Annotated in this window: 12 protein-coding genes and 3 tRNA genes; 7 read left to right on the top strand and 8 right to left on the bottom strand. The window is 19.1% G+C overall.

Going from position 1 to position 14,749, the window contains the following annotated elements:
- Positions 1 to 6 precede the first annotated feature (6 nt).
- The 3 genes from infA to BUCILAFE3058_RS01045 all read left to right on the top strand — a co-directional run bounded on the left by infA (position 7) and on the right by BUCILAFE3058_RS01045 (position 2,924).
- The gene (gene infA / locus BUCILAFE3058_RS01035) at positions 7 to 222 is read left to right on the top strand and encodes a translation initiation factor IF-1 (RefSeq protein WP_075474709.1); all 216 of its coding nucleotides are present in this window, start codon (positions 7 to 9) and stop codon (positions 220 to 222) included.
- A 149-nt stretch (positions 223 to 371) separates the two neighbouring features.
- Positions 372 to 2,087 carry an aspartate--tRNA ligase gene (gene aspS / locus BUCILAFE3058_RS01040; RefSeq protein ID WP_154061547.1) on the top strand — a complete coding sequence of 572 codons (1,716 nt, stop codon included), beginning with the start codon at positions 372 to 374 and terminating at the stop codon, positions 2,085 to 2,087.
- Between the two features lie 108 nt (positions 2,088 to 2,195).
- Entirely contained in the window at positions 2,196 to 2,924 is a 729-nt protein-coding gene (locus tag BUCILAFE3058_RS01045; RefSeq protein ID WP_154061548.1) for a YebC/PmpR family DNA-binding transcriptional regulator, read from the top strand.
- 349 nt (positions 2,925 to 3,273) lie between these two features.
- Here BUCILAFE3058_RS01045 and pyk read toward each other — a convergent pair whose 3' ends face one another.
- Positions 3,274 to 4,713: a pyruvate kinase gene (gene pyk / locus BUCILAFE3058_RS01050; protein WP_154061549.1), complete on the bottom strand. Its 1,440-nt coding sequence runs from the start codon at positions 4,711 to 4,713 to the stop codon at positions 3,274 to 3,276.
- Between the two features lie 425 nt (positions 4,714 to 5,138).
- Here pyk and zwf point away from each other — a divergent pair, with 425 nt between their 5' ends.
- The 3 genes from zwf to tsaB all read left to right on the top strand — a co-directional run bounded on the left by zwf (position 5,139) and on the right by tsaB (position 10,098).
- Complete coding sequence (zwf, locus tag BUCILAFE3058_RS01055; RefSeq protein WP_154061550.1) at positions 5,139 to 6,605, top strand: glucose-6-phosphate dehydrogenase; 1,467 nt, start codon at positions 5,139 to 5,141, stop codon at positions 6,603 to 6,605.
- Positions 6,606 to 7,780: 1,175 nt separating this feature from the next.
- Positions 7,781 to 9,352 carry a TerC family protein gene (locus BUCILAFE3058_RS01060; RefSeq protein WP_154061551.1) on the top strand — a complete coding sequence of 524 codons (1,572 nt, stop codon included), beginning with the start codon at positions 7,781 to 7,783 and terminating at the stop codon, positions 9,350 to 9,352.
- Positions 9,353 to 9,423: 71 nt separating this feature from the next.
- Positions 9,424 to 10,098 (top strand): tRNA (adenosine(37)-N6)-threonylcarbamoyltransferase complex dimerization subunit type 1 TsaB, encoded by a 675-nt coding sequence (gene tsaB, locus BUCILAFE3058_RS01065; RefSeq protein WP_154061552.1) that lies wholly within the window; start codon positions 9,424 to 9,426, stop codon positions 10,096 to 10,098.
- A 33-nt stretch (positions 10,099 to 10,131) separates the two neighbouring features.
- On the opposite strand, the gene minE is transcribed toward tsaB, so the two are convergent.
- From minE to minC, 3 genes are read right to left on the bottom strand one after another with little or no spacing between them, the layout of a single operon-like run.
- A complete protein-coding gene (gene minE / locus BUCILAFE3058_RS01070) occupies positions 10,132 to 10,374 on the bottom strand; it encodes a cell division topological specificity factor MinE (protein WP_154061553.1) in 243 nt (80 codons plus the stop codon).
- A 5-nt stretch (positions 10,375 to 10,379) separates the two neighbouring features.
- Positions 10,380 to 11,192 (bottom strand): septum site-determining protein MinD, encoded by an 813-nt coding sequence (gene minD, locus BUCILAFE3058_RS01075; RefSeq protein WP_154061554.1) that lies wholly within the window; start codon positions 11,190 to 11,192, stop codon positions 10,380 to 10,382.
- A gap of 40 nt (positions 11,193 to 11,232) precedes the next feature.
- Positions 11,233 to 11,955, bottom strand: a complete 723-nt coding sequence (minC, locus tag BUCILAFE3058_RS01080; protein ID WP_154061555.1) for a septum site-determining protein MinC — start codon at positions 11,953 to 11,955, stop codon at positions 11,233 to 11,235.
- 248 nt (positions 11,956 to 12,203) lie between these two features.
- Here minC and BUCILAFE3058_RS01085 point away from each other — a divergent pair, with 248 nt between their 5' ends.
- A complete protein-coding gene (locus BUCILAFE3058_RS01085; protein WP_154061556.1) occupies positions 12,204 to 13,235 on the top strand; it encodes a methyltransferase in 1,032 nt (343 codons plus the stop codon).
- Positions 13,236 to 13,252: 17 nt separating this feature from the next.
- Here the strand turns inward: BUCILAFE3058_RS01085 and BUCILAFE3058_RS01090 are convergent.
- From BUCILAFE3058_RS01090 to BUCILAFE3058_RS01105, 4 genes are all read right to left on the bottom strand, one after another.
- Positions 13,253 to 13,337, bottom strand: a tRNA-Leu gene (locus tag BUCILAFE3058_RS01090).
- Between the two features lie 36 nt (positions 13,338 to 13,373).
- Positions 13,374 to 13,444 (bottom strand) — tRNA-Cys (locus BUCILAFE3058_RS01095).
- A 27-nt stretch (positions 13,445 to 13,471) separates the two neighbouring features.
- Positions 13,472 to 13,556: transfer RNA gene (locus BUCILAFE3058_RS01100), tRNA-Ser, on the bottom strand.
- 446 nt (positions 13,557 to 14,002) lie between these two features.
- Positions 14,003 to 14,686 carry a porin family protein gene (locus tag BUCILAFE3058_RS01105; protein WP_154061557.1) on the bottom strand — a complete coding sequence of 228 codons (684 nt, stop codon included), beginning with the start codon at positions 14,684 to 14,686 and terminating at the stop codon, positions 14,003 to 14,005.
- Positions 14,687 to 14,749 lie beyond the last annotated feature (63 nt).

Genomic DNA, 14,749 nt, shown 5'->3' on the forward strand with positions numbered 1-14,749 from the left:
TAATATATGAAAGAAAAAAGTATAGAAATGCAAGGTATAGTAATAGATACTCTACCAAATACTATGTTTAAAGTAGAATTAGAAAATAAACATATCATTATAGCTCATATATCTGGAAAAATGAGAAAAAATTATATCAGAATATTAACTGGAGATAAAGTCACATTAGAATTAACGCCTTATGATCTTAGTAAAGGAAGAATTATTTTTAGAAGTAGATAAATTTATACATAATTTTTGATTGTATATTAAAATTTAATACTTATAAAAATAAGTATTTATTATTTTCAATGTAATCTATATTTATAATTTTTAATAAATTTTTATAGATAAGTTAATAAATTTTTATATATAAAAATATTAGGATATTTATGCGTACAAAGTACTGTGGAAAAATAACACCAATAGATATAAATAAAATAATAACTATATGTGGATGGATAGATAAAATACGAATTTTAAAAACTATTATTTTTATTGATATGCGAGATACTACAGGAACTATACAAGTTATTTTCAACAAAAAATATATAAATGATTTTTCTTTAGCATTAAAATTACGTAGCAATTTTTGTGTACAAATTAAAGGATTAGTAACTCTTAAAAAACAAAAAAGTTTACTTAAAAATAATATTCTGGATAATTTAGTAGAAATAATTGCATTTAAATTTTTTATTTTTAATAAAACTCTTCCGATACCATTAGATTATAAAAAAAAAAATAAAGAAGATATACGATTTAAATTTCGTTATTTAGATTTACGTCGCGATATCATGTTCTATAATATAAAAACAAGAAGTAAAATTACTAGATTAGTTAGAAAATTTTTTACAAGTAATAAATTTATAGAAATTGAAACTCCTATTTTAACTAAATCTACTCCAGAAGGCGCATCAGATTATTTAGTTAATAGTCGATTATATCCCGGAAAATATTATGCATTACCCCAATCACCTCAATTATTTAAACAATTATTAATGATATCTGGTATAGATCGATATTATCAAATTGCAAAATGTTTTCGAGATGAAGATTTACGGTCAGATCGACAACCTGAATTTACTCAAATAGATATTGAAATAGCATTTATAAAAACAAGTTATTTACAAATATTAATAAATAATTTAATAAAGAAATTATGGTTATCAATTAAAAATATAAAATTAAAAAAAATAAAAACAATTAATTATTATGATAGTTTATTTAAATACGGTACTGATAAACCTGATTTGAGAAATCCTATTAAATTTATTGAATTAAATAATATATTTAAAGATAAATATGCTGATTTTTTTCCATGGTTATCAAAAAATAATATTAATCGAATTATTTCTATTAATATTCCTAACGGAATAAAAAAAATTTCAGATAAACAAATAAATGTATATAAAAAATTTTTAAAAAAATTTAAAATACATAAATTCATGTATATAAAAATCATTAATATAAAAAAAAAAATTATTGATGAAAATAAAATTTTTAATAATAAAATTGATAAAAATATAATATCCCAAATATTATCTCATACTACTACATGTAACGGAGATATATTATTTATAGTGGCAGAAGAATTAAATTTAGCAAATAAAGCATTAAGTTCATTACGAATAAAAATAGGAATTGATTTAAAATTTACTGATATAAAAAACATATATCCTGTTTGGATTATAGATTTTCCTTTATTTAAAAAAGATAAACATAATAATTTAAAATCTATGCATCATCCATTTACTGCGCCAAAAAATAAAAATATAAATATTATATCTACGGATCCGTTAAAAATTTTATCTAGTGCATTTGATTTAGTTATTAACGGTTATGAAATAGGTGGTGGTTCTCAACGTATTTATAATTATAAAATACAAACTGAAATTTTTAATATTCTAAACATAAGTAAAAAAAAACAAAAAGAAAAATTTGATTTTTTTGTTAATGCTTTAAAATATGGTGCGCCACCTCATTCTGGATTAGCGCTAGGTTTAGATCGGTTAACTATGTTACTAACAGACAATAAAACTATTACTGATGTGATAGCTTTTCCTAAAACCACTTCGGCAACTTGCTTAATGACAGGTGCACCTTGTTAATAATGTATGAAATATTAAGTCTATAAATTATAATTAAACTTAATATTAATTATAAAAACTTATTCTGTGTATTTTTTAAAAATTATTTTATTTTATAAACGGAGCAATATGGCTGGACATAGTAAATGGGCAAACACAAAACACAGAAAACATGCTCAAGATATTAAACGTAGTAAAATATTTACTAAAATAATTAAAGAAATAACAACCTCTAGTATAAAATATGGATCAGATATTAATACAAATTTTCAATTAAGAAATATTTTAGAAAAAGCTCATGCATGTAATTTAAAAAAAAAATTAATTAATAAGGCTATACAGCGTAGTTCTGGATTAAATAAACAAGATAATTTTCAAACTATGAAATATGCTGGATATGGTCCAGAAGGTACTGCGATTATAATCCATTGTAATACTAATAATAGTAATAGAACAGTATCAAATATAAGAAATATTTTTTCTCGATTTAATGCACATTTAACACACTACAATAACATTAAATATTTATTTAATTTTTTTTATTTAATAAAAATTAATATTAATTTAAATAATAAAAATAAATTATTAGATATAATAAATAAAAACAACCTTTTATATAATAAAAAAATAAACAAAAATTTTTTACATATAAATGTTAAAATTAAAAATTTAAAAAAAATAAAAAAATATTTATCTTCTTATAATATTATAATTAATGATATTAATATGTTAATTACACCTAAAATTATACAAAATTTAGATTCTAATAATATTAATAAAATTACAGATATTATTAATTCACTAAAACAATTAAAAGAAATTATATATATAGTCCATAATGGACAACTTTATAAATAAAAAGTATTAATTTATATAAATTAATAAATTATTTAAATTATATATTACATATAATATTATTATATGTAATATATAATTTATATTTTATTTTAAAAAGTTATCTATATAAATAAAATAGTATGAAAAACATATATTAATTTTCTGAATTGACTATATATGAAAAAATTAAATACAATATATTTAATTTTATGATAAATAAATAATATTTTTATAAAACTGTATTATTAAAAATAGCAATGTAGAAATTATCAACTATTGTTTTATTATTAAAATATTTAATATAAATTAAATCATATTTAGTCAATACAGAATTTTATTAATTTATAAATATTACACTAAAATATTTATATTAAATTTTTATAATTTTAAACATATTAACAATTTTATTGTCATTATTTTTGTTATTTTTTATTAAAATAATGTTAGTATTTTTATTTAGTAATTTTTTATTATGCAGTAATTGTATACTATTATTAGTAACATTATTTTTAATTAAGTTATCATCTATATATATTGGAATTACTCCTCTATATAAAGAAGATAAACGTAATTGTTTAATACAATTAGATACATAAAAAATCGGCAGTCCAGATGTAATTCTTGATGTTAATAAAGCAATTTCATGGATCGTTAATATAATAATAACTGCAGAAACATTATTTAAATGATTAGCAGCATACATAGCTGACATAGAAATTGTTTCAGAAATACTATTAAATTTTTCATGTAAACGATGTTTTGAAATATTTACGGATGGGACTTGTTCAGCGCCTAAACAAATTTTTGACATAGTCTGTACAGTTATTTCTGGAAAATTACCAGACGCTGTTTCTGCTGATAACATAACTGCATCTGTACCATCTAAAACAGAATTAGCAACATCCATAACTTCTGCACGTGTAGGAAAAGGATTTGTAATCATAGATTCCATCATTTGTGTTGCTGTAATAACTACACGATTTAATTTTCTTGTTATTTTAATTAATTTTTTTTGTATTCCAATTAATTTATGATCACCAATTTCAACACCTAAATCACCTCTTGCAATCATAATTGCATCAGATTCCAGTACAAGATCTTTTATAATTTGGTCAGATAATATAGCTTCTGCTCTTTCAATTTTAGCAATAATTTTTGCGGAACTACCTTCTTGTTGCATTAATAAGCGTGCTTTTTGTAAATCTTTACTGGATCTCGGAAAAGATACTGCTAAATAATCTACATCAAGTAATGCTGCTAATTTTATATCTTTTTTATCTTTTTTTGTTAAAGCAGATGCAGATAAACCTCCTCCAAGTTTATTTAAACCTTTATTATTAGATAAATATCCGCCTACAATTACTTTTGTAAAAATTTTTGTATTATTCGTTTTAATAACCTGTAATTGTATTTTTCCATCATCTAATAATAGAATATCATTACATGATACTTCATTAGGAAGATTAATATAATTAATACCTACAGCACTTATATCCCCTTGATGTTCAGAAATATTTAAATCTAAATCAAAAAAGTCTCCTTTATTTAAAAAAATATTTTTTGTCTTAAAACTAGAAATACGTATTTTAGGTCCTTGTAAATCTCCAATTAATGCTACAAAACAATTTAATTTTTTTTCTATTATTCGAATTTTTTTAACTCGATTAATATGATCTTCTGCAGTACCATGAGAAAAATTTAATCTTAATACATTAACCCCGGATTGTATTATTTTTTTTAAAACCTGTTCATCATCAGTTGCTGGTCCTAATGTAGAAACAATTTTTGTTCTTCTAATAAAATTAGTCATTTAATACTTCCTTAAATACATATGTCATGTAAATATTAGATAATTTTGATAAAAACTATAATTTTAAATTAAAATATAAAAATACTATGTATCAATAATATCAATAATTTTATTTATTGATATAAAATATCAATAAATAAAATTACATTATTTATTAATTAAAATTATTAATTTTTCTATATATATGTTATATACTCCATTATACATATTGTTTTATAACATTCATTACATATATAAAATAATTTTTAATTAATAAATTATTTTTTATAAATATAAAAATAAAAAATATATACTTAAATTTTAAAAAATTTATAATAATAAAGATTAAAATTAATACACATAAATGCAATTTATATAATATCAATATATTGTTTTTTTTTATAAGAAGTTTATAATATGTAAATACTATAATAATAAGGTCTATTATGACGTTAAAAATAAAAAATTATAATTTATTTATCTTTGGAACTAAAGGTGATTTAGTTCAAAGAAAAATATTCCCAGCTTTATATAGATTAGAAAAAAAAAATAAACTTATAAATAATGTACAAATTATTGGTATTAGTCGTACGAATTCTAGTAAACAAGAATATATAAATATTATTTATAACGCTTTACAAAAATTTTTAAATGAATCGATAAAATCATCTGTATGGAATAAATTAAAAAAACGTTTTATTTTTTGTAAAATTAATATTAATAAAATTCAAAATTTTAAAAAACTAGTTATCTATATTAAAAATAAATATCATATTTTAATTCATTATTTTGCTGTATCATCTGATATGTTTGTAAAAATTTGTAAAGGATTAGCATCTATTAAATGTAACGAAAAAAATTCTAAAATTGTTATAGAAAAACCAATTGGAAAATCTTTAGATACATTCTATAAAATAAATCAATCTATTAAAAAATATTTTACTGAAGAAAAAATATTTCGTATAGATCACTATCTGGGTAAAGAAGCAGTATTAAACCTTATTTCGTTAAAATTTGCTAATCCATTATTTTATAATATATTAAATAAAAATTATGTAGATCATGTGCAAATTACATTATCAGAAAGTATCGGAATAGAAAATCGATGGAATTATTTTGATCAAACAGGACAAATTATAGATATGGTACAAAATCATATCTTGCAAATTATTTCTATTTTTGCAATGAATATGCCTAAGTCTTTGCATAAAAACGATATTTATAATGAAAAAATAAAAATTTTAAAATCTTTACGAAATATTAACGATCATAATATACATAAATATGTTTCATTAGGACAATATTCTAAAGGAAGTATTAATAATAAACCTGTAAATGGTTATTTATATGAAAATAAAGCGCAAAAAGATAGTTTCACTGAAACATTTGTTGCTATCAAACTATATTTAGACACTAAAATGTGGAATAATGTTCCTTTTTATATTCGAACAGGAAAAAGATTACAAAAAAAATGTTCAAAAATTATTATTTTTTTTAAAAAAATAAAAAATATATTTATCGAGGATAAAGAATCAAAAAATCAATTAAATCGTATTACTATAGATCTACAATCAGCATCTAAAATGTCTATAAAATTTTTTAAAAAAATACCTCAGTTAAATTCAAAATTTGAATTAAAATCTTTCAAAATGTCTATTGATTGCGAAAAATTTTCTTCAAACCATTATATACCTGAAGAATATGAACGATTATTAGCAGAAATAATACAAAATAATAAATTTTTATTTGTCCATCAAAAAGAAATTATACATTCTTGGAAATGGATTGATCCAATAATACAAGCATACAAAAAATATCCATCATTATTACAATACTATTCTTCTGGTACTTGGGGGCCACAATCATCCCATGATTTAATACAAAAAGATAATAAAAATTGGGAAAATGATTAATTTAAATTTATAAAATATAAATAATACGATATATTATATTATTTAATAATTTTTTAAATAAAAAATATTGTTAAAGTTTTTTATTTTTGATACATATTTAAATGTACTAAAAATTAGAAATAATATATTTATATATACAGAAATCATTATGTTTTAATAATTAAAATATACATTTTTATAATATTGAAAGTTAATAAATTATTTAATTTATATTGAAAATAAAATATATAAACATAACTATAAAAATTATTTTTTATTTCAATTAAATACTTAATATTTAAATAATTAATATAAAATATAGGATAAAAAATAAAATTAAAATTATATATTAATATAGTAAAATTATATTAATAATTAAAATATTTGTAATAATAAAAATAAAAATATTTATAAAAATTATCAATAATAATATGTTTTTAAATATAATTTTTTTATATTTTTACATAAATATTATATATATTTTTTTAAAATCAATTATAAATTCTTAAAAAATAAATAAAATTTTTTAATTTTTGAGAAGATCATAAATAAATTTGTATTTTAAAAAAAATAATATATACAAAGATTTGTTTAAACCTAAAATAATTCTTATAAAAAAATATACATTTAGTTATTTTTATTTTAATGAAAAATCATTTAAATTATTCAATTTAATATCTATATATTTATTATGCTAAATCATAAAAAATTCTATTTAAAAATAAAATTTTTTAATTACATTATTTATTGTATGTATAAAATACATATATCAATGATTAATTAGTAATAAAATATAAATTTTATTTCAAATAAATAATTTTTTTATATAAAATATAAAAATTTTCTATTTTAGATATAAATATTTTTATTTATGTAAATAAACTATAAATATTTAATATCAATATTATAAATATAATTATTTTTATATATATAAAAATTATCATTAATTTATATACACAATTAATTTATATATATTAAGTATACATTTAAAAAAAATAATTTTTATTATTACAAATAATTTAATATAAAATATATTACAATATATACAATAATTTTTGTAGCTAAAATATAAAATTAAACATTATATATAATATTATAAATAAACTTAATAAGTTATTTATATATTTTAAAAATAAAAACATTAATTTTTAATTAATTTTAAATGATATTTAATATCCTTTTTTGGAGTATTTTTTATGTATTTTTTTTTAGATCCATCTGCTTGGGCGGGTCTGTTTACATTAATATTTTTAGAAATAATCTTAAATATTGATAATATAATATTTATTTCTATTTTATCTAAAAAATTACCTGAGAATCAACGTAATCAAGCTAGATATACTGGTTTGATATTAGCCTTATTTATGCGTTTCGGGTTATTAATCATTGCATCACAATTAATAAACTTAACTAAACCTATTATAGCAAATAAATTTTTCATTTTTTCTATAAAAGAAATTATATTATTGATAGGGGGAATATTTTTATTTTTAAAATCAATATTTGAATTACTCGATAACATTAAAAATGTTGACTTTAAATCTAAAAAAAATAAAACAACAGAAAATTTTTGGTATGTAGTATTTCAAATTGTAATATTAGATGCAATATTTTCTATTGATTCTGTCATGATGGCTGTAGGAATGATAGATAATTTATTTATTATGATATCTGCGGTTACTATTTCGACAATATTAATGATATTTTTATCTCAATTATTTATTAAATTTATTAATTCACAAAAAAATATAATAATTTTATGTTTAAGTTTATTATTAATGATTAGTTTAAATTTAATTATAGAATCGTTAGGATTATATATTCCAAAAGAATACTTATATACAACTATTGGATTTTCTTTATTTGTTGAACTTATGAATCAAATAAAAATTAGAAATATAATCATTCAACAGTCTAAAGAACCTTTTCGAAAAAAAATATCACGCGTTATTTTTAATATAATCAACACAACTAATAAAAATAATCAAAACAAAAAAAAAAATTTAGTAGACTATCAAAATATACCAAATAATAATAAAATTTACTTAAAAAATACTAATTGCTCTAATACAATACAACAAAAAGAAATAGATATTATTACTAATGTATTAAAATTAGGTAATTACTTAATTCAGGATATAATGATTCCTAAAAAAGATATCATATGGATTGATATTACAAAAAATCATGAACATATAAAACATACCGTATTAAATACTCCATATAGTAATTTACCTATATGTCAAAATGAATTAAATGAAATTATTGGTGTAGTATCAACAAAAAAATTAATAAAAATTATTAATAATAATGAAGATATACATAACTTTGCTATACAATATCCACCAATAATTATTCTAGATATTATAAATATAATAAATATATTACATTTATTACGTTATTCTAAACATAATATGATTATAATTAGTAATGAATCTGGCGATATACAAGGCATGATAAAACCAGTAGATGTATTTAAATTAATTGTAGGGAAATTCTTAGATTCAAATTATAAACCTGAAATTATTATTAATAAAGATAATTGGATTATACAAGGCACTACAAAGTTAAATAATTTAAAAAAAATATTAAATATTGATTTTATATCATCTAATAATAAATGTGCTTCAATAGCTGATTTTTTAATAAATAAATATAAAAAAATTCCTTTAACAGGAACAATTCTTTATTATAAATCTTATTATTTTCATATATTAAAATCTAGTTCATATCAAATACTTTTAATAAAAATTACCAGACATAAATAAAAATAATTTTTATATAAAATAATCTAAAAAATATTAATATTAATAAAAAATCATAAGGAATAATATTGAATATGAATTTTAAAAATACGATTCTAGCCTTAGATACAACTTTATATTCTTCTTCTGTATCTTTATTATATAAAGAAAAAATATATAGTTTATTTACACTATGCTCAAAAAATCACGAAAAAAAAATACTTGATATGATTACAAAAATTTTAAATCAAGCAAAAATTACTTTACATAATATTAATTATATTACATGTACTATAGGACCTGGAAGTTTTACCGGAATTAGAATATCTATAGGAATTTCACAGATAATATCCATTATTTATAGAATTCCTATTATTGGATTTTCTACATTACAAATTTTATCAGAACAAAGTTGGAAAATTAATAAAATAAAACGCGTTTTAATTGTAATTCAAATATCTAAAAACCAAATTTTTTGGGCTAAATACTTAAAAAATAAAATAGGTTTATGGATTGGCGGATATACCGAAAAATTATTTAATAATATAAATATAATTAAAAAAAAAATAGTACAATGTTCAGGGGTTTGGTCAACTATTGGATTAAACCCATATAAAAAAAAATTAAAAAAATCTATTAAATTATATCATACACATATCACAACACCGCATTCTAAGGATATTATTACTTGTGCTATAAAATATTTACAATATTATAAATATTCCTCAATAACACAAATATATCCAAAATATTTACATACAATACGTTAAATAATATAATATTTTTATATTAAAGTAAAATTACTATACAGGAATATTAACTTTTAATATATAAATATTATTATTATTTCGCCCTATACGAATAAATATTTTATTTGGTTTAACTTTAATATACTTCGCAATTACTAATAATAAATCATTTTTTAATTGCGGAAAATAATGCGGTTCATATCTATTTTTTTGTTTCTGTTCAATTATTATTTTTAATCTTTTTTTAGCTAAATTAGCTGTATATTTTTTTTTTGATGAAAAAAAATCTAATAACATTATATTTATCTCCTAAATAACCATTGTAAAAAACTTTTTTTTTCTTCTGAAAGAAATCGTAATGGAAGATCATTTCCTAATAAACGTTGTACTGTATCAGAATACGCTTGCCCAGCAATAGATGTTGTATCTAATATAACAGACAATCCTTGATTAGAAGATTTTAAAACAGAACAATCTTCTGGAATAACTCCAATTAAAGGAATTTGTAATATCTCTATTACATCTTCCATGCTCAACATATCACCTTTTTTTACTTTTTTTGAATTATATCTATTTAATAGTAAATATTCTTTTATTGGAGTATCATTATATTCAGATCTTTTTGATTTAGATGATATTATACCTAACATTCGATCAGCATCACGAATAGATGAAATTTCTGGATTAGTTACTACAATAACTTCATCAGAAAAATAAAACGAAAGAATTGCACCATTTTCTATACCTGCAGGTGAATCACAGATAATAAAATCAAAATTCATCTTTAATAGTGTATGTAGAACTTGTTCTACTCCAGATTTTGTTAAAGAATCCTTATCTCTTGTTTGAGATGCCGGAAGTATAAATAAATTATTTATCCGCCTATCTCGTATAAGAGCTTGATTTAAAGTAGATTCTTTCTTAATAACATTAATAAAATCATATACTACACGACGTTCACAACCCATAATTAAATCTAAGTTTCTTAATCCAATATCAAAATCAATTACTACAGTTTTTTTTCCATTTAACGCTAAACCAGTAGCAATAGAGGCACTAGAAGTTGTTTTACCAACACCTCCTTTACCCGAAGTAATCGTTATAATACGAGACATATAATTAATATATCCTTATTTTATAATATAAATAAAATATTTATTTTAAATTTTTAATAAAAAAAATTTTTTTTATTAAACTAATTTCAACACTTTTACCTAAAAATTTAATTGGTATTTGTTCAATAGTTAAGTATTCTCCTGCAATAGCAATTAATTCTGCAAACAAAGAGGTACAAAAAATTTTTCTAGTAACATCTCCATGTACTCCAGCTAATACTCGACCTCGCATAACACCATATATATGAACATTACCACCAGAAATTAATTCAGCACCTGAACTAACATTATTAGTAATTATTAAATCGTTATATGGCGAATAAATTCTTTGACCTGAACGTATTATGTAATCAATTACATCGCTTTTATAAGATGATAGCTGAGATAATGATAAATTTATAGATCTTTTATCATATCGATTATCATTAATGTTTTTATATAATTTGGATATTATAATTGTTGATTCAGATAAAATAGGTATACCTGATCGTAAAATTATTTTTTTTAAATTTTTATCTTTACAGCCAATAACACCAATTAAAAACAAACCAACAGATAAAATAAAATCTTTTAAGTTAACCCAATCAAATGAATAAAATAAATTCTCTATATTTAATATAATGGGTATATTTTTAAAAAAAGAAGGAGACTCTTGAATCTTTTGAAATAAAAAATTTTTAAAATAATTAAATTTTATTTTTTTTAAGTAAATTACTAAAATAGTAAAATTTTTTTTTTTAAAAGCTATTTGTTGATTTTTCATGTTTTTAACTCAGTATACTGATGTTTAATTAATATTAAATTAATTATTTTAAAAAATAAACATCTATATATTATTATATGTATATTTCAATAATACTAATTTAATTGTATAATCAGCTAATAATACAAAACTATTATTTATTATTCTAATATAGAATATAATATTTTAATAAAAAAAATATTTTTAATAAATATTCAATATTAATTTAAACTATTACTATAATTTTATAATTATATTATTTAAAAAAAATGAATAAAAAATGTACTAATTTTTCAAATATATCTAAAGAACATGAATTATTAATAAAAAATTTTCCAATATTAAACAGTAATACTACTATTTTATCAGGATTTATTCCAGAAGATTTATGTTATACTGATTTGTTTAAAAAATTCATTATATATACTCAATACTATGATTTATATGAAAAAATACTAAATAAAAATAAAAAAAATATAATTTTTAATAATTTTGATAATCCATATAAACTATATGAGTACCAACAATTAATTTATTTTTGGATTAAAAACAAAAAAGAATCTCAATTACAACTAATATATTTATTAAAATATATATCTAATGATTGTATTATATATATAGTTGGTAAAAAAAAAAGTGGTATTAATAGCATTAATAAAATATTTTTTAATTATATTAAATTTAAAAAAATAGATTATGCTAGAAATTGTTGTTTATATCGTGGATATATATTAAAAAAACCAGAATTTTTTTTAAAAAAATTTATAAAAAAATATATCTGGAAAAATATCATTATTTATAGTTTACCGGGAGTATTTGGATATAAAAAAATAGACACAGGTAGTAATCTACTACTGTCAACATTTAAAAAAAATATTAAAGGAAAAATATTAGATATAGGATCCGGTACAGGTATTCTAGGTATTACGTTAGCTAAAAAAAATCCATTAATAAATCTAACATTAATTGATATTTATAACTCAGCAATTTGGTGCAGTAAAAAAAATTTAATCGAAAATTGTATTGTAGGAACAGTATTATTTAGTAATATTTACTCTAAAATAACAGAAAAATATGATTTGATCATATCAAATCCTCCTTTTCATAATCATTTAAATATTAATTTAAATGTGATCACTAAAATAGTGAAAAATGTAAAAAAATTTTTAACAAAAAAAGGTGAGTTACGTATTGTTATTAGTTCTTTTATATCATGTAATTATATTTTTAAAAAATATAATATAAATTTTAATATTTTATTAAAAACATATTATTATAAAATTTATCAAATTATTAAATAAAATTGTTTAATATATTTTACCCGGAGCGGGACTTGAACCCGCAAAGCCATAAAAGCCGAGGGATTTTAAGTCCCTTGTGTCTACCGATTTCACCATCCGGGCAATAAATTATATTAATATATAAATATTAAATTATTAAGGCGCGTCCCGGAATTGAACCGGGTTACACGGATTTGCAATCCGTTACATCACCAATCTGTCAACGCGCCATACAAAATAACATTTATAAATTAAATTGGAGGAAGAGGGATTCGAACTCTCGGATAATTTCTCATCGACGGTTTTCAAGACCGCTGCCTTAAACCACTCAGCCATTCCTCCTAATATGAATAAATCATATATATTATACTAAGAACTGCAAAAAAAGTAAAGTAATTCAAAAACGTTTTTAACATAAAATATATTTATATTTTAATATAAATATATATTTGTATTAATAATTTTTATATGTAATAAAAATTATTAATGATTAAAAATCATAATTAACTTTTAATATCATATTCACTCTATAATCATAAAAATAATCAAATTATTAAAAAAATATTTATCTTTAAAAGATTATTTTAATAATAAATTCAAAAATTTTAAAAGATTATTAAATATAATAGTTGTTTTGTTCAAATTTAATATACATGTTAATTATGTGTTAATAATCATTAAAAAATATTATTAAATAAATAAAATTTATAATATTTTGTTAATAAATAATTTTAAATGAATAAAATAAAAAAATATTATATTTACATTTTTAATGGTTTTGTAAACAATTAATTTTGTAAAAATAATTTACCCTTATTTGTATGAACATTACGATCTTCTAATTTTATATGAGGATATAATTTCCATGATATTCCTAAATTTATATTATTTAATACACTATGTAAACTTTTAAAATTTACTTGATTTAATTTTTTGTTAAGATTAACGTGTACATCACAATGTACATATTGATTCAATAAATACTCCATACCAACGGAAAAAATTGGATAAAACTGCTTATATTTTTGTAACATGAAGATATCTGTTAATTTTTTATTATTTATTTCAGCTGTTAATTGAGCACCAATTTTAGCATAAAGGTTGATTTTTTTTTTCATTGGATAAATAATATTTGTTGCATATTCTATATTAGAATAATATGTATGCAACATATTATTTTTAATATCTTTCATAAGATGTTCTAATATATTAGATTTTAATTCTGTACTTAAGTAAGGATTAAATGTATATTTTGAAAAAATACCAGGACGTAATGCAATTACACCTTGTATAATATTTTTATAGTTAGAATAATTTAAATTTTTATATTTATTATATATTTTCATTGGATGCAATGCATCACATTGAATTCCAAAATGCCATTTTTTCGCGCTAGGCATAGACTTCGCATGTACTGTTGTTGATAAAAAACTAGTCATAAATAAAATACATATAATAGTAATTTTTTTCATATAAATTCCATTCTTTTTATATTTAAATACGATAACAATTTATTTATTTCAATATAATTCTAC

Source organism: Buchnera aphidicola (Cinara laricifoliae), from assembly GCF_900698945.1.
GTDB classification, from domain to species: Bacteria; Pseudomonadota; Gammaproteobacteria; order Enterobacterales; family Enterobacteriaceae; genus Buchnera_F; species Buchnera_F aphidicola_AC.

Bases quoted from the DNA above. Each gene is read 5' to 3' on its own strand.
- infA (WP_075474709.1), top strand. From the start codon at position 7: ATGAAAGAAAAAAGTATAGAAATGCAAGGTATAGTAATAGATACTCTA.
- aspS (WP_154061547.1), top strand. From the start codon at position 372: ATGCGTACAAAGTACTGTGGAAAAATAACACCAATAGATATAAATAAA.
- BUCILAFE3058_RS01045 (WP_154061548.1), top strand. From the start codon at position 2,196: ATGGCTGGACATAGTAAATGGGCAAACACAAAACACAGAAAACATGCT.
- pyk (WP_154061549.1), bottom strand. From the start codon at position 4,713: ATGACTAATTTTATTAGAAGAACAAAAATTGTTTCTACATTAGGACCA.
- zwf (WP_154061550.1), top strand. From the start codon at position 5,139: ATGACGTTAAAAATAAAAAATTATAATTTATTTATCTTTGGAACTAAA.
- BUCILAFE3058_RS01060 (WP_154061551.1), top strand. From the start codon at position 7,781: ATGTATTTTTTTTTAGATCCATCTGCTTGGGCGGGTCTGTTTACATTA.
- tsaB (WP_154061552.1), top strand. From the start codon at position 9,424: ATGAATTTTAAAAATACGATTCTAGCCTTAGATACAACTTTATATTCT.
- minE (WP_154061553.1), bottom strand. From the start codon at position 10,374: ATGTTATTAGATTTTTTTTCATCAAAAAAAAAATATACAGCTAATTTA.
- minD (WP_154061554.1), bottom strand. From the start codon at position 11,192: ATGTCTCGTATTATAACGATTACTTCGGGTAAAGGAGGTGTTGGTAAA.
- minC (WP_154061555.1), bottom strand. From the start codon at position 11,955: ATGAAAAATCAACAAATAGCTTTTAAAAAAAAAAATTTTACTATTTTA.
- BUCILAFE3058_RS01085 (WP_154061556.1), top strand. From the start codon at position 12,204: ATGAATAAAAAATGTACTAATTTTTCAAATATATCTAAAGAACATGAA.
- BUCILAFE3058_RS01105 (WP_154061557.1), bottom strand. From the start codon at position 14,686: ATGAAAAAAATTACTATTATATGTATTTTATTTATGACTAGTTTTTTA.